We start from the raw sequence: 16,627 nt of genomic DNA on the forward strand, positions 1-16,627 counted from the left end.
GTTCTGCGATCGTGCATACTGCTGCGCGGCAGCCGACCCTTGATCCGCAAGTGTTCAGGCGTTACGACCCGCTCACTGACGATATTCATCAGAGAATGAAAAAAGGGAGCCGATGCGCAAGATCTTCACGGACGCGGCAGCCGCCCTCGAGGGCCTGACCTTCGACGGCATGACGGTGATGTCCGGCGGCTTTGGCCTGTGCGGCATTCCCGAGAACCTGATCGCGGGGCTGAAGGCCTCGGGCGTCAAGGATCTGACGGTCATCTCCAACAACGCGGGCGTGGATGGCTTCGGCCTCGGCCAGCTTCTGGAGACGCGCCAGATCGCCAAGATGATCTCGTCCTACGTCGGCGAGAACAAGGAATTCGAGCGTCAGTATCTGGCCGGTGAGCTCCAGCTCGAGTTCAACCCTCAGGGCACATTGGCCGAGCGCATCCGCGCGGGTGGCGCCGGCATCCCGGCCTTCTTCACCGCCACCGGTGTCGGCACCCTGGTCGCCGAGGGCAAGGAAGTCCGCGAGTTCGACGGGCGCAAATACATCATGGAGACCGGCCTCGTCGCCGACCTGTCGATCATCAAGGCCTGGAAGGCCGATGCGGCGGGCAACCTGGTGTTCCGCAAGACCGCCCGCAACTTCAACCCGATGATGGCCACGGCCGGCAAGGCCTGCGTCGTCGAGGTCGAGCACATCGTCCCGACCGGCACCCTGGACCCCGACAACATCCACACGCCCGGCATCTACGTCGATCGCATCATCCTGGGCACGTTCGAGAAGCGTATCGAACAGCGGACCATCACCCAAAGGGAGCCGGGCTCAAGTAGCGAAGCGGTAGCCAAAAAGGAAAACGCATAATGGCCCGCACCCGCGACCAACTCGCCGCCCGCGCCGCCCGCGAGCTTCAGGACGGCTTCTACGTGAACCTGGGTATCGGCATCCCGACCCTGGTGGCCAACTATATCCCGGCCGGCATCGAGGTGACCCTGCAGTCCGAGAACGGCATGCTCGGCATGGGGCCCTTCCCGTTCGACGAGGACGTCGACGCCGACCTGATCAACGCCGGCAAGCAGACCATCACCGAGATCCCCGAAAGCAGCTATTTCAGCTCGGCCGACAGCTTCGCCATGATCCGGGGCGGCCACATCAACCTGTCGATCCTGGGGGCCATGGAGGTCGCCGAGAACGGCGACATCGCCAACTGGATGATCCCCGGCAAGCTGGTGAAGGGCATGGGCGGGGCCATGGACCTGGTCGCCGGCGTGAAGCGTGTCGTCGTCGTCATGGAACACGCCAACAAGCACGGCCAGTCCAAGGTGCTGAAGTCCTGCACCCTGCCCCTGACCGGCACCGGCGTCGTCAGCCGCATCATCACCGACCTGGCGGTGTTCGACGTCAAGCCGGACGGCACGGGGCTGGAGCTGATCGAACTGGCCGAGGGCGTGACCCTCGACGAGGTCGCCGCAAAGACCGAGGCGACCTACTCGATCTCGCCGCTGCTGGTCGGTTAGACGCCTCCGTAAGGTCGATCAGTCCAGCCGAACCTGAACGCGCCGGACAGCGGGCATGCCGGCGAGCTGTGTCCAGATCATCACCGCCTTGCCGTCCTTCGGTGTGCCGACGGAGCAGGTAAAGCCCTGAAAGGGGCTGCCATTGCGGTGGATGATCAGGGCACCGCCGTCGAGCACCTCGGTGCGATAGGTCACGCCGTCGCGCCGGTCGAGATCGTCAAGAGCGGCCTCGATCGCCGCAATCGAGGTCTGGGCCCGGTTCGACGCGAAATACATGAAGTCGCCGTCTGCCTTGAACCGAAAATAGTCGTTGGGCGCGATGGCAGAGAACTCCATCACGCCGGGTTCGTCGGCACGCGCTAACTGACTGCGCCACACACCGACCAGATCCCGCGCGACGCAAGCGCGTCCTTCCAATGGGCCGGGTGCAGGAACCGATTGTAGCGGTAGGAAAAAGGTCGCAAGGGCGAAGGCGGCGGCAAACAGAAAGTCCATGCGCAAGTCCTGATGCGTTGTTCAGCCGCCAAATGTGGCCTGGTTGTCCCATCCACGATCCGGGCAGTTCGGTCCAGCGCCACATCGACAACACCCCGCAGGCGATCCCCCTTGTCGTCGGCGGCCTGACCAGTCGATAGTCCGGCTCGGGAGACGGGCATGGATCGGGGGCGACGATGAACGAGGGACGCGCCGACCGCACGCGGCCGGGCCTGCCTGTGCCTGCGTCGGCACGTCTGGCCGAGTTGGCGGAGGGGTTACGTCCGCCGGCCGACGCCTCAGGCTTCGGCGAGGCGGCCCGCTTGGCCGCCCTCGGGACCTGCGACCGCATTCGGTCTGAATCGCGCGGCGGAGAGCTGACCGAGGCCCTGGCCGTGCTGGCGCATTTGCGGACCGGGATCGACCGGCTGCATCCCCGGGCCCTTCTGACCCGTCGCGGTCTGGGCGGACTGTTCGACAGCCGCAAGAGACGCCTCAAGGCCTTTCGCGCACGGTTCGCCGAGGCGACGCGGACACTGAGCGAGTCCCTCGACGACCTTCAGGTCCGCGTCGGTGCCCTGGATCGGCGGTCTCAGGTTCTCGACGGCCTGTGGGGGGCGATGCGGGCGGCGGCCTTCGATCTGGACGCTTGCGCGGCCCTGGCCCTGCATCCGTCGGGCTCCGCAGACCTCATCGAGCGCGGTCACCGGCTTGCGGATGCACGCGACGCGGCCCTGCGACTGCTGCCCTCGGTCCGAGTCATCCAGAACACGGACGCCCAGGCGCTGCATCGGTTGAAGCTGGCCTGCGAGGCCCTGATCGAATGGAACGCCGACTGGACCCAGGCCCTGGGCATGCACGTCAGGAAACCGAAGACGATCCGCCCGGATCAGGCCCGTCTGACGACCTCGCGCGAAACCGTCCTGGCCATGCTCGACGCCGCAGTCCGCGAGGTCGAGATGGGTCGGTCGCGTCGCATCGGCGAGGACGGCCGGATGGAACAGGCCCGGCAAGGGCTCTGAACCGTCAGTCGGTTTCGCTGGCCGTCCATTCCAGAATCTGGGTGTTAAGGTCGCCCGTCGCTGCGTCGAAGGCCGCCACGATCGCCGAAACCCTGTTCTCGGCCGCCGGCTGACGCACCGTGAACACCCGTTCCGAGGTCACCGACCGTTCGGGCAGAACCACCATCCGGGCGCGCGCCGAGATCACGACCGTCGGCACCGCGCCGGCATAATCATACCGCGCCTCGAACGTCGTGACGTCCAGGCTGAGCACCCGGGTCGAGGCCCCGACCTCGCGACGTCCGATCAGGCGGACCTGATCGGGACGCGAGGCGAACGTCGCCTCCAGCGCATCGTTGAACAGCACCTCGGCCGGAGAGATCCAGCGCGCGCCGCCGATATAGGCAGCCTCGGTTCCGGTGACGCCCAGGATGCGATCGCCCTTGGACGCCTCGGGGAAATCGATGCGGCGCAGGGCCACGGCGACCGTTCGAGCGGCTGCGGCGGAGTTGACCGCCTCCGGCGCCTCGCCCCCGAACCGGTAAGTCTGGACCGGATCGGGCGTCGACAGCAGGGCACAGCCCGACAGGGCGGCCGTCAACGCAAAAGCAGAGGCCAGTTTGAGGGCCGTGCGGGTGAACGATGCGCCGGTCATGGCTGGACCTCCAGTTCCTTGGATGCGGGGCGGCCGATGAAGTCGCGCGGACTGGCCCGGACGTCGTCGATCAGATCCTGAAGCGAACCCGTCGCCTCGTTCAGCTCTTCGATGGTCTGGGTCAGCTGCGGCAGGCCGGTGGTGGCAAAATCACCCAGCGGCCGTTCCAGCGAACTCACCGAACGGTTGGCCGAGGCGATGGCCGCCTGGGCTTCCTCGGTGGCCTTGTTGATGTTCTGGATGGCCTGGCGACCGTCGGTGTTGATCAGCCTGCGCGCGTCGGCACCCAGGGCCTGATACTCGGCGACGGCCTCGTTCGCCTTGGTCAGCGCCTGTTCCAGCTGGTCAAACATCCCCTTGCGCGCATTCAGCTCGTTGGAGATCGTCTCCACATTGTTCAGCGTGGTCGAGAACGACCGGATGTTGTCGTCCGACAGCACCCGGTTGATCCGGTTCAGCGCATCCACCGTCTGGGCCAGAACGGTGCCTGACCCGCTCAGCAGCTCGGCGATCGGCGACGGCTGGCTCTGGATCACGGGGATGACGTTCTCGGGGTACTGGCTCTTCAGCAGGGCACTGCCTTCGGTGCCCGGCGTGATCTGGACGTAGTTCAGGCCAGTGATGCCCTGGGGCTCAAGCTGGGCGCGCGAGGTCACGCGAACGGGCGTGGTGGCGTCCAGGCGGATGCGAGCGATGACCTGATCGCCCTTCTTGGGATCCAGGTTCAGGTCGGTCACCTCACCCACGCGGATGCCGTTGAAATGGACCTCGCCGCCTTCCGACAGACCATTCACCGGCCCCGAGAACACGATGTCATAGACGTCGTAGTCGTCGTTGAACTGCAGCCGGGCCAGCCAGATCGTGAACACGATCAGGGCCGCGACCAGGGCGACGGTGGCGATGCCGACGGCGGCGTAGTGGGCGTCTCGTTCCATCTCGATCCTCAGGCGGCGGACTTGGTCGCCGCGCGTCCACGCGGCCCCAGGAAGTATTCCTTGATCCACGGATGGTCGGATTTCTCCAACTCCTGCACCGTGGCCTTCTCGACGACCCGCTTGTCGGCCAGCACCGCGACCTTGTCGCAGATCGCGTACAGACTATCGAGGTCGTGGGTAATCATGAAGACGGTCAGCCCCAGATCGTCCGACAGGTTGCGGATCAGGGCGTCGAACGCCGCCGCCCCGATCGGGTCCAGACCCGCCGTCGGCTCGTCGAGGAACAGCAGCTCTGGGTCCAGCGCCAGGGCCCGTGCCAGGCCGACCCGCTTCTTCATCCCGCCCGACAGCTCGGCCGGCTTCTGATGATGGCTTTCGGGCTTCAGGCCGACCATCGCGATCTTCATCTCGGCCAGTTCGCGGATCGTGTCCTTGGACAGGCGCGTATGCTCGACCAGGGGCGATGCCACGTTCTCGAGCACGGTCAGGGACGAGAACAGCGCCCCCTGCTGGAACAGCGTCCCCGTCCGCCGCTCGATATCGGCCGACTGCTGCGCCGTCAGGTCGCCGGTGTCGTGACCGAATATCCGCACCGTCCCGCCCTCGGGCTGTTTCAGCCCGATGATGGAGTTCAACAGCACGGTCTTGCCCGTGCCCGACCCCCCGACGACGCCCAGAACCTCGCCACGCTTCACGTCCAGGTCCAGGTCGCGATGGATCACCTGTTCCCCGAACTGGCTCAGCAGACCGCGCACCTCGATCAGGTTGTCGCCGTGATAGGAGCCGATGGCCTCTTCCTGTCCCGCGCTCACAGGTTCAGCTCCAGGAAAACCAGGGCGAAGATGGCGTCCAGCAGGATGATGGCGAAGATCGCCTGCACCACCGCCGCCGTCACGCGCCGGCCCAGGCTCTCCACGTCGCCCGACACCGCCATGCCCTGGCGACAGCCGATGGCGGCGATGACGATGGCGAACACGGGGGCCTTGATCATCCCGACCATCAGATGGGTGCCCATGTTGGGGTCCTCGCTGATGCGCTGGATGAAGAAGGCCGGGCCGTAATCGAGCTGGCTCCACGTCACCAGCAGGCCGCCGAAGAAGCCGGCGACCATGCCTATGAATGTCAGCAAGGGCATCATCAGCACCATGGCCGCCAGCCGGGGAATGACCAGGGCCTGGAACGGGTTGACGCCCATCACCTGCATGGCGTCGACCTCCTGGTTCATCCGCATCGATCCGATCTCGGCGGCGAAGGACGAGGCCGAACGCCCGGCCAGCAGGATTGCGGTAATCAGCACGGCCAGTTCGCGCAGCACCGCCACGGCCACCAGCTGGACCGTGAACACCCCGGCCCCGAACTGGGTCAGCAAATTGGCCCCCAGGAAGGCGATGACGGCGCCGATGAAGAAATTGGTCACCGCCACGATGGGCAGGGCGTCCAGTCCCGACCGCTCGGCCTGGCTGAACCATGCGGCCCAGCGGATGCGTCCGGGATGGGCCAGCGCCGTGCCGGTCGAGGTGATCAACCGGCCCAGGAAGGCCATGGACAGGACGAACTCGGCCCCGACGTCGGCGACGCCATGGCCGATCTTGGCAAAGGTCTGGGTGAAGGGGTCGGGCCGACGCGGCGGCGGCGCGGTCTCGCGCTCCAGCTTCTCGACCATGGCATAGACCCGGCCCGCCTCGGGCCGCTCGGCCCAGGCGTCGGCCGGAAACACGCAGTCCGAAGCCTGGACGATCACCAGGGCGCCCGCCGTGTCGAACCGCCCGAGGCCGCTCAGATCGACACCGGAAATTTTACGGCCCGACAGCTTGTCGCTCAGCGATTGTGCCGAACGCCCCAACCCCGCCGTGGTCCAGTCGCCGGTCAGCCGCAGCCGCGCGCTGCCGCCCTCGGCCTCCTCGATCTGGAAATCGGCTGTGCTCATCGCCTTCCCTTAGCCGAGGCCGGCGCAAACGCCCATGGGGTGGCCGAACTTACGAACATGGCCCGATGGTTAAGGTCCGGCCGTGCCCACCGCAAGTCGTCACAGAGCGGCCCGCACGCGTTTCAGGTCACTGACGAAGGCCGCCCGCTCGCGCAACCGTGCGTCTTCATCCGGCAGACGAAGCAGATAGGAAGGGTGGACGGTGATCGTGGCCGTCGATCCGTCCTCCAGTGGCATGGGCTGACCCCTCACCTGGGTCACCGCCACCTTGCGGTTCAGCACGGCCAGCGACGCCGTGGCTCCCAGCGCCAGCACCACCCTGGGCCTGACCAGCCGACGCTCGTGATCCAGCCACCAGCGACAGGCCGAGATCTCGGACGCAACCGGCGTCTTGTGCAGCCGCCGCTTGCCGCGTGCTTCATGCTTGAAATGCTTGACCGCATTGGTGACGAAGACCTCGGCACGGTCGATCCCCGCCTCCTCCAGCGCCGCATTCAACACCTGCCCTGCCGGCCCCACGAACGGCCGCCCCGCCAGATCCTCCTGGTCCCCCGGCTGCTCGCCCACGATCATCAGCTTCGCCCTGGCCGGCCCTTCCCCGCACACCCCTTGCGTCGCATCGCGATACAAGGGGCAACGGCGACAGGCCTGAACCCCGTGACGCAGCTCTTCCAGGCTGGACGGAACGAACCCTTCCTCGAACGACCCGTCACGGTTCGCGCGCGCGATCGCCTTGGCCAGCCGGGGATTGGGTTCCGACGGGGCCGTCGCCACCATGGTCTCGGTGCGGACCGCCGAGGCCGCGATCAGCTCGGGGATCAGCTTCGCCTCGGGCAGGTTCTTCCAGTACCGCTTGGGCATCTCGCCCTGCATGGTTCGGGTCTTCAGCCGAGCCGGATTGAAGGTCGAGGCATAATAGGTCTGCCAGAAGGCCTCGATCTCGTCCTCCTGCGGCGCATCGGCGGCGCTGGCCGGCGGCCCGAACGACAGGCCCGCATCTTCTTTTGTCATCCCCGCGCCAGGCGGGGACCAGAAGCATGATCCATCCGGCGTCAGGATCGACCACCGCATGGTCGTGAACCGGTTGACGAAGAAGGGCGCGGTCTTCTCCAGCACCCGGTGCGCGGGCTCGAACCAGGCGACCCAGGCCTCGCCCGCCTCGTCCCTGACCTCCCGGAACCGGACGAAGGCCTTCATCTTGTGACTGGCGCGACTGACGTTCTTGGCCCGCTCTATCGCGTCGGCGACATCGACGTCGGAGACGATCTTCATCAGATCGGGCTCGTCACGCAGCCGCCACAGCAGCCGGTACATCAGGTCGAACCGATCGGCCGACCGATGCAGGATCACCTGCTGCGCCACGTCAACGAAGGCCTTGGGGACCGAAAAACCATTCTCTTTCCGCACATCCCGGCGAAAGCCGGGATGAGCGGAGGGCGTGTCGAACAGTCCCTCCTGACGGTCGGAACCAGCAACCCGAAATATCGCCTCGTCCGGCCTCACCCCTGCCAGCCGGAACGCCCGCGCCGCCGTGCGCCAGCCGTCGAAATCCGTCTCGTGCTCGAGCGTCGCGACCCGCATCAGAACAGAGTGAGCTGAACCGGCTCCGGTTCCTTGACCAGCCGCGCCCTCAGGTCTGCCGCATCCGTCAGCCCGCCCGGCGACCAGTCCAGCGCCGTGATCCACGGCCGCACCTTGTCGATCCCCCGGCACAGCCGCGCCACGTCCTCGAGCCTAAGGGTCCTGTATCGTCGAACCCGGATCATCCGGTCGATCGACTTGACGCCCAATCCCGGCACCCGCAGCAGCACCTCACGATCGGCCGTATTCACATCCACCGGAAACGCCGCCCGGCTGTTCAATGCCCAGGCCAGCTTGGGATCGACGGCGAGATCCAGCATCCCGCCCGTCGTCGCCCCCGCGATCTCGGGTGCCGAAAACCCATAGAACCGCATCAGCCAGTCCGCCTGATACAGCCGGTGCTCGCGCATCAGCGGTGGCTTCGACAGGGGCAGGGTCGAGCTGGAATCCGGGATGGGCGAAAAGGCCGAATAATAGACCCGGCGCAGGACATAGCCCCCATACAGCGACGCACTGCGATCCAGGATCTCGCTGTCGGGCGCCCCGTCAGCCCCCACGATCAGCTGGGTGCTCTGGCCTCCGGGTGCGAATTTCGGCGGCTTGATCCGATCGCGCTTGCCAGGCCGCGCGGCCTCGACGCCGAGCCGGACCTGGCTCATCGCCTTCTTGATCACGCCCATGCTTTTCTGCGGGGCCAGCCGGTTCAGAGCCTCCTCACGCGGCAGCTCGATATTGGCCGATAGCCGGTCCGCATACAGACCCGCCGCCTCGACCAGCCGGGGATCCGCCTCGGGGATCAGCTTCAGATGGATATAGCCGCGAAAGTCGTGGTCGACCCTCAGCTTCCTCGCCACCTCGACCAGTTGCTCCATCGTATAGTCGCCGGACCGGATGATCCCCGACGACAGGAACAGCCCCTCGATATAGTTCCGCTTGTAGAAGTTCAGCGTCAGCTCGACGACCTCGTCGACGGTGAACCGCGCCCGCTGCACGTTCGACGAGACCCGGTTGATGCAATAGGCGCAGTCGTAGATGCAGAAATTGGTCAGCAGGATCTTGAGCAAGCTCACGCATCGCCCGTCCGGCGTATAGGCGTGACAGATGCCCATCCCCTCGGTCGAACCGATCCCCTTGCCGCCGATCGAGTTGCGCTTCGAGGTCCCGGACGACGAACAGGATGCGTCGTATTTGGCGGCATCCGCCAGAACGGCCAGCTTCTGTCGCAGATCGAGTTGAGCCATGTTCGCTATATGTTCCCGAAACACGTTCGGGTCCAGCGTGGCCGTTCGGGATTTTTCGCTTTTATCGCAGGTAGTTGAGCAGCGACGACTCGCCCAGCTTGCTCAGCACCTGGGCCGACGCCTGCACCGCCACCTGTGACAGTTGCAGGTCGGTCAGGGCCCGCGCCAGATCGGCGTCTGTCTTGGACGCCACCATGGCATCCAGAGTTTCCACCTGACCCTGATGACTGGCGTTGGTGGTCTCGACCTGTTTGGCCAGTGAGCCGTTGCGGGCGATCACCTCGATCGTGTCGGTGCTGGCGGCGTCCAGACGGCTCAACTGGGCCGTCAGGAAGTCCTTCTGCGCCTCCGTCGGCTTGCCGGTCAGCGGGCCCGTGGCCGGATCGTCGTTATAGGCCTGGATGTCGCGGAAGATCTGGAAGATGGCGGTGCCGATGTCCTCGGCCAGATAGCCGGTCTGGATCGACCGCCCTTCGCCCAACCGCGACACCGGCGTCAGGCTGTCGTTGTCGAAGGTCGAAGCCACGTCGGGGGCCGCCGCCAGCTGGGCCATGGTCGAGACATTGACTGGGGCTTGACCGGTGTTGCCGCCACCGAACAGATAGACACCCTGGTGTTCGGCGTTCAGCCCGTTCTGGATCGACTGGAACTGCCCGCGCAGCTCCAGCATCAGCACATCGGCCGACTCCGAGGCCAGCACACTGCCGATCGCCGACCGGGCGGTCCCGATACTGTCGTTGATCTGGTTCAGCGCCTGGTCCTGGGTCGCCAGCTTGGCGGCGACGGCTTCGCCGGTATCGAGGAAGGACTGCACCCGGCTGGTCGCGGCCTTCAGTGTGGTCAGGTTCTCTGCCCCGCGACCGAAACCGGCCATGTCGGTGGCGTTCTTCTGGGTCGACAGGCGGGTCTGGGCGTCCGTCTGCTGGGCCTGGGCGTTCATCAGGTTCAGCAGGGCCGACTGATAGTTGCCGGGGGTCGATACGCGATTCATCACACCATCCCCAGAAGGACGTCATACATGTCCTTGGCCGACTGGATCAGCCGGGCCGAGGCGTTGAAGGCCTGTTGATAGGTCGTCATCTTGACCAGTTCCTCGTCCAGGTTGACGCCCTCGTAGGCCGACTGACGGGCCGCCGCCTCGGTCTGGATGGCCTGCGAGCTTTCGGCCCGGGTCTTGGATGCTGCGGCACGCGCGCCGATGTCGCCGGACAGGTCTGCGGAATATCGCGCGATCGACTGGGTCCCGCCCACCGACCCGCCCGCCGCCTGGAAGTTCGCCGATCTCCGGCCCGCGTCGGCCAGACCCAGGGCCCCTCGCCCGTCCCCCGCGCTCAAGGCCGTCGCACCCGCTGCGGCAGTCAGGTTCAACTGGGCGAGGGCCAGCTTGCCGGGATTGTTGCGGATGTCGGTCCTCAGGGCGAACCCGTCGGCCCGCGACGACCGGACCCCGGCCCCGACGCCGAGCAACTCGGTCAGCGAAACACCGGAGGGGGTCTGTGTCGTGGTGTCCTCGGCGACCGAAACCACGGCCGGCGGCGATCCCGAGGCCTGGAACGTCACCGCGCCCGTCGTCCCGTCGAGGACAAACGCGCCATAGCGGCCGACCCCGGTCACCGGACTGTTCAGCGCCGTCAGAAGTTCCGACATCGTGCCGGTGCCCGCCGGCACGGCGACCGTCAGGTCGCGCAGCCGCCCTCCACCTTCTTCGGCGAAGCGGAAGGTGACGGTCTCGCCCGCCGTGAACCCGTGCTGCGACGTCCCCGTCAGGCCCACGTCGTACAGGGCCATCCGATCGGTCGTGACCAGATCGTTGAGCCCGAAATAGTGCGAGAACCCGCGCCCGGCCTTGCTGGAGGGTGAGGTCGCGTCGTCGGCGATGGCCACGCCGTTGGTCCCGGTCGCACTCAGGCTCAGCACCCCGTTCGCGAACGACGCCGTCGCCGCCCCGCCGAGCTGGGCGTTCAGGGTCGTCAGAAAGTTCGCCGGCGTCGTTCCGACCCCGTTCACCGTCATCGACGCCCCGGAGAAGACGATGTCGGCCCGCGCCTGGATCACGCCGGATGTGTTGGTCACTGCGATCGTGGTCTGGCCGGTGAACCCGGTCAGGGCCGTCTCCAGTGTCTGGCCGACATTGCGTCCGGTCAGGGTGGTCGGCGCGGGCACGCTGGCGTTGGCATTGTGGGCGCGGTTCAGCTCATCGGCGACCCGGGTGACCAGTTCGGCCAGCCGCTCCGCCGTCGCCGGTGCCTCGATGTCCCGCAGTTCCAGCAGGCCCTTGATCTCGCCGCTCTTCAGCGCGTCGGTGAACGACCGCTTCTGGCCGCCCGGCTCGGTGACCCAGACGTCCTCGAAGGTGCTCTCGGCGTTGACCGCGCCGGCGCTGCGATACTCCAGCGTCGCCGCCCCCTGCCCGGCCAGCAACAGGCCCGCAGAGCTCCGGATCGACACCCCGCCGTTGGTGCGCTGAGACACCTTGACGTCCATCAGCTCGGACAGCTGGCTGATCAGGGACGCCTGCTGGGTTTCCGCGCCGGAGGCGTCGCCGTTGATTACGGTGGCCCGCGCGATGTCGACGTTCAGGGTCTCGATATGCTGCAACAGGCCGTTGGCCTTCTCGACCGCCGTCTGGATCCGGCCGTCTGCATCCTCACGCACCGACTGGATCTGGCTCGAGATACGTGTGGCCTCGTCGAAAAGGGCCTCGACCTTGAACAAAGCCTCCTGACGCAGCGGCGAGGAGCCGGCGCTTTCGGCCATGGTCGCAAACGCCGCGAACGCCCCGTCGACCTGCGAGAAGAAGCCGCTGTTGCCACCCGGATCGCCGAACAGGGTCTGGATACGGTCGTACAGCTCATAGCGCACGCCCTGGCGGTTGGAGTCGGCGCTGGCGTTCAGGCTGGCGGATTGCAGGAACCGGTCGGTGGCCAGACGAACCCGCGCGACCTCCACGCCGGACCCCACGCCCTCGGTGGTCAGCGAGACCTGCTCGGCGATCTTGCGGACATAGCCGGGCGTATTGACGTTGGCGACGTTGTCCGAAACCACGCGCAACTGGGTCTGTGCGGCGGACAGCCCCGAGTTGGCGATGTTCATGATGGAACTCAGCGACATGGGATCGCCTCCACCATGGCCACGTCGGCGCCCGGCAAGCCCTTCCGACCGCGCGGCGCTTCTTGCCCGGCGACGGTGTGTTCAATGACCGCCAGGGCCTTGAATTCCTTGAATATGGCTAATCGCGCCTGTTGCATGAGACGACAGGTGCGCAAGCGGCGGGCCAGATGCACCCGGCACCGCGTCGCCGGGCAAAAAACGCGAAGACGCGGCAAGAATCGCCACGACGACGGACGACCCGTCTACGCCTCCAGCCTGATTTCACGAACAAATACAAAGGCAAACGAACTGGCCCGCCGCTTGCGAGGTCGGACTGGAACACCCAGGCGCAGCAGGCGCCGCCCCGCCTCCAGCCGAAACAGCCTGCCGCTTCATGTCCGCTGCCGTCCTCCTCGCCATGCCGACCGCCATCGCCGCCCCCAGCGGCGACACCGGCTCCGTCGCGCCTGCCGACGACAGTGCCTTCGCCGGTATGGTCGCCGTCGAGACTGCGGCTGCGGACACCGCCCCGCCTGCCGCTTCAACGACGACCTCGGCCGAGCCCGCCACGCCCGTCGCGGCCCCAAATCAGGTCCATGCCCTGGTCTCCGCCGCCGTCGCCTTCGCCCTCCAGCCCCGTCTGGCTGCGGGCGGCACAGCCGTCGAGAGCACCGGTACGGCGGAGACGGATGCGAACGTTCCGGCCGCTGCAGCCGAGAGCGAGGATCAACCGCCGGCCGATCCCGAGACGACCATCGGCGCATCCGACCTGTCCTCCCGGACCCAGGCCGCCGACACCGACCAGTCCGCGTCGGATTCAGCCGCGTCGCCCCAGCCGGCTGTCGTTCTCTTGCCAGAGCCCGTCGCCGTGTCCGTCAAGTCGGCAGCGTCGGATGACGCCGCCAATCGGCACACCCAGGCCGCCGCCCCTTTGCCGACAGCCACGACGCCCGACCAGGCGAGCCTTGCGCCTGCCGAGCAAGGGCAAGCTGACGGCGCGCGGCTTGAGGCTCCTGCCGCGCCGACTGACGCCTCGCCCGACACATCCGCTCTGAGCCCGACCGCGACCGCCGCCCAGGCCGCCGCCCAGGCCCTCGCCGCCCTGAACGTCTCGCCCACCCAGACCCTGCTGACGCTGGCACCGGAACAGGTCTCCGCCCCGGTCGCCAAGCGTGACCCGTCCAGGAGTGACCAGACCCTGACCGCGTCCGAGCCGACAGTCGCTGGCAAGGACACTCTTCCGACCGAAACGCCTCTGAGCAAGACCGGTCCGACCGAGACGAAGTCGTCCGAGGCAAAGTCGTCAGAGACCTCGCCTTCCCAGATGCCTGAAGGCGCGACGTCCAGGACGTCACCGGACGCGGGCAAGGCCATGTCCGATGTCGCCCCGGCCTCCGCCAAACCCGCAGAAGGCCCTGTGCAACCGCTCGCGCCGTCCGTTGAACCGGTCGAGACCGCCACGCCCCCCGCCGCCAACCTGGCCCAGCCGTCTTCGGCACCCGCCTCGACGGCCGTGACCGCCCAGGCCTCGACCCTGTCGCTGTTGTCCCAGGCCACAATCGACACCACGGCTCAGATCGCAGCCCAGATCTCGAAGACCCTCGCCGGCCGCTCCACCCGGTTCGAGATGGGCCTGACCCCCGAAGGCCTCGGCCGCGTCGATGTCAGCCTCGAGATCGACGCCTCGGGACAACTCGCCGCCCGGCTCGCCTTCGACAACCCCCTGGCCGCCACCGAACTGCGCGGCCGGGTCGATGACCTGCGGCGCGAGCTTCAGGACGCCGGCTTCACCATCGCCCGTGACGGCCTGGAGTTCGCCGAGCGCCAGTCCTCGTCCGGTGGCGGCTTCGACCGTCGCCAGGGCCGCGCCTTCGCCTCGGCGTCCCGCATCGCGGCCGACGCCGACCTCTCCACGCCTGCCCCTGCCGCCTGGACCTCCCTCTCGCTGACGCCCCGCGGCGTCGATCTGAAAGTCTGACCATGGTCGCGTCCGTTACCGACACAACCACAGCCACCGCCAAGACGGACGCGGCGCGTACGTCCCTGGCGACGAATTTCGACACCTTCCTCACCCTGCTGACAGCCCAGTTGAAGAACCAGGATCCGTTGTCGCCGATGGACTCCTCGCAGTTCACCGAACAGCTGACCCAGATGACGGGGGTCCAGCAACAGCTCCTGACCAACGACCTCCTCACCAGCCTTCTCGCGGCACAGAGCGGCTCAGGCCTCGGCCAGGGCTCCAACTACATCGGCAAGGACGTCACCGCCGTCTGGGCCGCCGACAAGCTTACCGACGGCGAGGCCAACTGGAGCTACGAGCTCGGTGCCGACGCCACCGCCGCCAAGCTCGAAGTCCTCGACGGATCCGGCAAGGTGGTCTGGACCGGTCAGGCCTCGGAGCTGAAGGAAGGCGTCCACGATTTCACATGGGACGGCAAGACCACCGCCGGCGGCCAGCTGTCGGACGGCGGCGTCTATACACTGAAGGTCACTGCCAACAACGGCACCAACACCATCTCCAGCCAGGTCCTGACCCGTGGCCAGGTCACCGGCGTCGAGATGTACGACGGCCAGGCCTACCTCAATGTCGGCAACTCCATCGTGCCGATGAGCGCGGTCATCTCTCTGCAACAACACACGGCGGAGGCTGAACCCAGCGCCGCCGCCAAGGCCCTGAGCGCGGTCTCCTCCGCCGCCTCCTACCTGAACCCCCTCAAACTGATCTCGTAAGGACCCCACGCCATGAGCATCAACAGCGCCCTCCTCGCCGGTGTGTCCGGCCTGACCGCCAACTCCGCCGCCCTGGCCGCGATCTCGCAGAACATCGCGAACGTGAACACCGTGGGCTACAAGCGCACGGCCTCGGAATTCTCGACCGTCGTCAACTCCCAGTCGCGCGGCACCGGCTATTCGGCCGGCGGCGTCCTGTCCAACACCCGCAACTTCATCACCCAGGCTGGTCAGCTCCAGCGCACGACCGAGTCCACCGACCTCGGCATCTCGGGCCAGGGCTTCTTCGTCACCACCGAACGGGCCGAGGGCATCGACGCCGGTGACGCGCGCCTGTTTACCCGGGCCGGTGCCTTCCGGGTCGACAACTTCGGCTACCTGAAGAACACCGCCGGCCTCTACCTCCAAGGCTGGCCGGTCGATTCCGAAGGCGTCATCCTCACCGACCCCTCCGACCTCGGCAAGTTGAAGGCGATCAACGTCGGCTCCGTCGGCGGTACGGCCGAGGCAACGACCCGGGCCCAGTTGAACGCCAACCTGAAGTCGAGCCAGGCCGTCTCGGCCGAGGCCACGGCCGCCGCCGCCTTCGCCGCAAACCCGGCCGACCCCGCCGCAGCCGGTCGCTATGACCCGACCACCAACTCCATGGCGCAATACGATCCCGAGACCGGCGCGGGCGTGAAGCCCGACTTCGAACTCACCGTCCCCGTGTCCGACTCCAAGGGCGGACAGCGCACCATTGCCATCTCCTTCCTGAAGAGCGCGACGCCGAACCAGTGGTACGCCGAGGTTCGCGCCGTGCCGGCCGGCGACGTGATCACCGGCACCCCCCTGACCGATGGCCAGCTCAAGACCGGCCTGATCGCCTTCACCCAGGACGGCCGCCTGGACGTCGACGCCATGACCGCCCTCGGCGCAGCCGCCCTGTTCCCCGACGTCACCACCGCCTCCCTGACCTTCGGCGCCTCCAACAACGCCGCACCCGGCGCAGGCGAGGTCAAATGGGCGGATGGCCTCGGGATCGACGACCAGATCGTGACCTTCGACCTCAACGCCTCGGCCGGCGGTCTCAGCCAGTACGACTCGGACTCGGTCGTCCAGGCCGTCATCACCAACGGCACCGCCTTCGGCAACCTGTCCAACATCGAGATCGACGAGAGCGGCTTCGTCACCGCCATCTTCGACAACGGCGTGACCCGAAAGATCGCCCAGGTCGCCCTGGCCACCTTCCCCAGCCCCGACAGTCTGACCGCCGCCAATGCCAACGCCTTCCGCGTCAGCCAGGGCTCGGGCACCTACAACCTCAAGGCCCCCGGTACTGGCGGTGCCGGCCTGGTCGGCGCGTCACAGCTGGAGGCCTCGACCGTCGACCTGTCGGCCGAGTTCACCGGCCTGATCACCACCCAGCGGGCCTATTCGGCCTCGTCCAAGATCATCACCACGGCCGACGAGATGTTGGCCGAACTGATCAGCATCAAACGCTGATC

General features: G+C 67.0%; 15 protein-coding genes. 6 read left to right on the plus strand and 9 right to left on the minus strand.

All coding sequences use genetic code 11. The features are described 5' to 3' along the window. The first annotated feature begins 112 nt into the window (after positions 1-112). Both ACILQR_RS00945 and ACILQR_RS00950 read left to right on the plus strand, forming a co-directional pair. Complete coding sequence (locus tag ACILQR_RS00945; protein WP_395649653.1) at positions 113-853, plus strand: CoA transferase subunit A; 741 nt, start codon at positions 113-115, stop codon at positions 851-853. After that, positions 853-1,506: a 3-oxoacid CoA-transferase subunit B gene (locus tag ACILQR_RS00950; RefSeq protein ID WP_395649654.1), complete on the plus strand. Its 654-nt coding sequence runs from the start codon at positions 853-855 to the stop codon at positions 1,504-1,506. Before ACILQR_RS00945 ends, ACILQR_RS00950 begins: the two co-directional genes overlap by 1 nt. An 18-nt stretch (positions 1,507-1,524) precedes the next feature. Here the strand turns inward: ACILQR_RS00950 and ACILQR_RS00955 are convergent, their stop codons facing one another. Continuing rightward, positions 1,525-2,001, minus strand: a complete 477-nt coding sequence (locus tag ACILQR_RS00955) for a hypothetical protein (protein ID WP_395649655.1) — start codon at positions 1,999-2,001, stop codon at positions 1,525-1,527. A gap of 176 nt (positions 2,002-2,177) precedes the next feature. Between ACILQR_RS00955 and ACILQR_RS00960 the strand changes: the two genes are divergently transcribed. Then, positions 2,178-3,002 (plus strand): hypothetical protein, encoded by an 825-nt coding sequence (locus ACILQR_RS00960; RefSeq protein WP_395649656.1) that lies wholly within the window; start codon positions 2,178-2,180, stop codon positions 3,000-3,002. 4 nt (positions 3,003-3,006) lie between these two features. On the opposite strand, the gene ACILQR_RS00965 is transcribed toward ACILQR_RS00960, so the two are convergent. From ACILQR_RS00965 to flgK, 8 genes are all read right to left on the minus strand, one after another. Beyond that, a complete protein-coding gene (locus ACILQR_RS00965) occupies positions 3,007-3,636 on the minus strand; it encodes an ABC-type transport auxiliary lipoprotein family protein (RefSeq protein ID WP_395649657.1) in 630 nt (209 codons plus the stop codon). Then, positions 3,633-4,571: an MlaD family protein gene (locus ACILQR_RS00970; protein ID WP_395649658.1), complete on the minus strand. Its 939-nt coding sequence runs from the start codon at positions 4,569-4,571 to the stop codon at positions 3,633-3,635. Before ACILQR_RS00970 ends, ACILQR_RS00965 begins: the two co-directional genes overlap by 4 nt. An 8-nt stretch (positions 4,572-4,579) precedes the next feature. After that, entirely contained in the window at positions 4,580-5,383 is an 804-nt protein-coding gene (locus ACILQR_RS00975; RefSeq protein ID WP_395649659.1) for an ABC transporter ATP-binding protein, read from the minus strand. Next, complete coding sequence (locus ACILQR_RS00980; protein WP_395649660.1) at positions 5,380-6,498, minus strand: MlaE family lipid ABC transporter permease subunit; 1,119 nt, start codon at positions 6,496-6,498, stop codon at positions 5,380-5,382. The genes ACILQR_RS00975 and ACILQR_RS00980 overlap by 4 nt, the downstream gene beginning before the upstream one ends. A 99-nt stretch (positions 6,499-6,597) precedes the next feature. Further along, positions 6,598-8,079 carry a UdgX family uracil-DNA binding protein gene (locus tag ACILQR_RS00985; RefSeq protein ID WP_395649661.1) on the minus strand — a complete coding sequence of 494 codons (1,482 nt, stop codon included), beginning with the start codon at positions 8,077-8,079 and terminating at the stop codon, positions 6,598-6,600. Then, entirely contained in the window at positions 8,079-9,320 is a 1,242-nt protein-coding gene (locus ACILQR_RS00990; RefSeq protein ID WP_395649662.1) for a putative DNA modification/repair radical SAM protein, read from the minus strand. The genes ACILQR_RS00985 and ACILQR_RS00990 overlap by 1 nt, the downstream gene beginning before the upstream one ends. A gap of 61 nt (positions 9,321-9,381) precedes the next feature. Next, complete coding sequence (locus tag ACILQR_RS00995; protein ID WP_271144662.1) at positions 9,382-10,311, minus strand: flagellin; 930 nt, start codon at positions 10,309-10,311, stop codon at positions 9,382-9,384. Beyond that, the gene (gene flgK / locus ACILQR_RS01000; protein WP_395649663.1) at positions 10,311-12,431 is read right to left on the minus strand and encodes a flagellar hook-associated protein FlgK; all 2,121 of its coding nucleotides are present in this window, start codon (positions 12,429-12,431) and stop codon (positions 10,311-10,313) included. The genes ACILQR_RS00995 and flgK overlap by 1 nt, the downstream gene beginning before the upstream one ends. 373 nt (positions 12,432-12,804) lie before the next feature. On the opposite strand from flgK, the gene ACILQR_RS01005 reads away from it, so the two are divergent. From ACILQR_RS01005 to flgE, 3 genes are read left to right on the plus strand one after another with little or no spacing between them, the layout of a single operon-like run. Next, positions 12,805-14,388 carry a flagellar hook-length control protein FliK gene (locus tag ACILQR_RS01005; RefSeq protein WP_395649664.1) on the plus strand — a complete coding sequence of 528 codons (1,584 nt, stop codon included), beginning with the start codon at positions 12,805-12,807 and terminating at the stop codon, positions 14,386-14,388. A gap of 2 nt (positions 14,389-14,390) precedes the next feature. Continuing rightward, complete coding sequence (locus ACILQR_RS01010; protein ID WP_395649665.1) at positions 14,391-15,140, plus strand: flagellar hook assembly protein FlgD; 750 nt, start codon at positions 14,391-14,393, stop codon at positions 15,138-15,140. A gap of 12 nt (positions 15,141-15,152) precedes the next feature. Beyond that, positions 15,153-16,625, plus strand: a complete 1,473-nt coding sequence (flgE, locus tag ACILQR_RS01015) for a flagellar hook protein FlgE (protein ID WP_395649666.1) — start codon at positions 15,153-15,155, stop codon at positions 16,623-16,625. Positions 16,626-16,627: the final 2 nt, after the last annotated feature.

It is taken from the genome of Brevundimonas sp. (assembly GCF_044239655.1).
Classification (GTDB): domain Bacteria; phylum Pseudomonadota; class Alphaproteobacteria; order Caulobacterales; family Caulobacteraceae; genus Brevundimonas.

Bases quoted from the DNA above. Each gene is read 5' to 3' on its own strand.
- ACILQR_RS00945 (WP_395649653.1), top strand. From the start codon at position 113: ATGCGCAAGATCTTCACGGACGCGGCAGCCGCCCTCGAGGGCCTGACC.
- ACILQR_RS00950 (WP_395649654.1), top strand. From the start codon at position 853: ATGGCCCGCACCCGCGACCAACTCGCCGCCCGCGCCGCCCGCGAGCTT.
- ACILQR_RS00955 (WP_395649655.1), bottom strand. From the start codon at position 2,001: ATGGACTTTCTGTTTGCCGCCGCCTTCGCCCTTGCGACCTTTTTCCTA.
- ACILQR_RS00960 (WP_395649656.1), top strand. From the start codon at position 2,178: ATGAACGAGGGACGCGCCGACCGCACGCGGCCGGGCCTGCCTGTGCCT.
- ACILQR_RS00965 (WP_395649657.1), bottom strand. From the start codon at position 3,636: ATGACCGGCGCATCGTTCACCCGCACGGCCCTCAAACTGGCCTCTGCT.
- ACILQR_RS00970 (WP_395649658.1), bottom strand. From the start codon at position 4,571: ATGGAACGAGACGCCCACTACGCCGCCGTCGGCATCGCCACCGTCGCC.
- ACILQR_RS00980 (WP_395649660.1), bottom strand. From the start codon at position 6,498: ATGAGCACAGCCGATTTCCAGATCGAGGAGGCCGAGGGCGGCAGCGCG.
- ACILQR_RS00985 (WP_395649661.1), bottom strand. From the start codon at position 8,079: ATGCGGGTCGCGACGCTCGAGCACGAGACGGATTTCGACGGCTGGCGC.
- ACILQR_RS00990 (WP_395649662.1), bottom strand. From the start codon at position 9,320: ATGGCTCAACTCGATCTGCGACAGAAGCTGGCCGTTCTGGCGGATGCC.
- ACILQR_RS00995 (WP_271144662.1), bottom strand. From the start codon at position 10,311: ATGAATCGCGTATCGACCCCCGGCAACTATCAGTCGGCCCTGCTGAAC.
- flgK (WP_395649663.1), bottom strand. From the start codon at position 12,431: ATGTCGCTGAGTTCCATCATGAACATCGCCAACTCGGGGCTGTCCGCC.
- ACILQR_RS01005 (WP_395649664.1), top strand. From the start codon at position 12,805: ATGTCCGCTGCCGTCCTCCTCGCCATGCCGACCGCCATCGCCGCCCCC.
- ACILQR_RS01010 (WP_395649665.1), top strand. From the start codon at position 14,391: ATGGTCGCGTCCGTTACCGACACAACCACAGCCACCGCCAAGACGGAC.
- flgE (WP_395649666.1), top strand. From the start codon at position 15,153: ATGAGCATCAACAGCGCCCTCCTCGCCGGTGTGTCCGGCCTGACCGCC.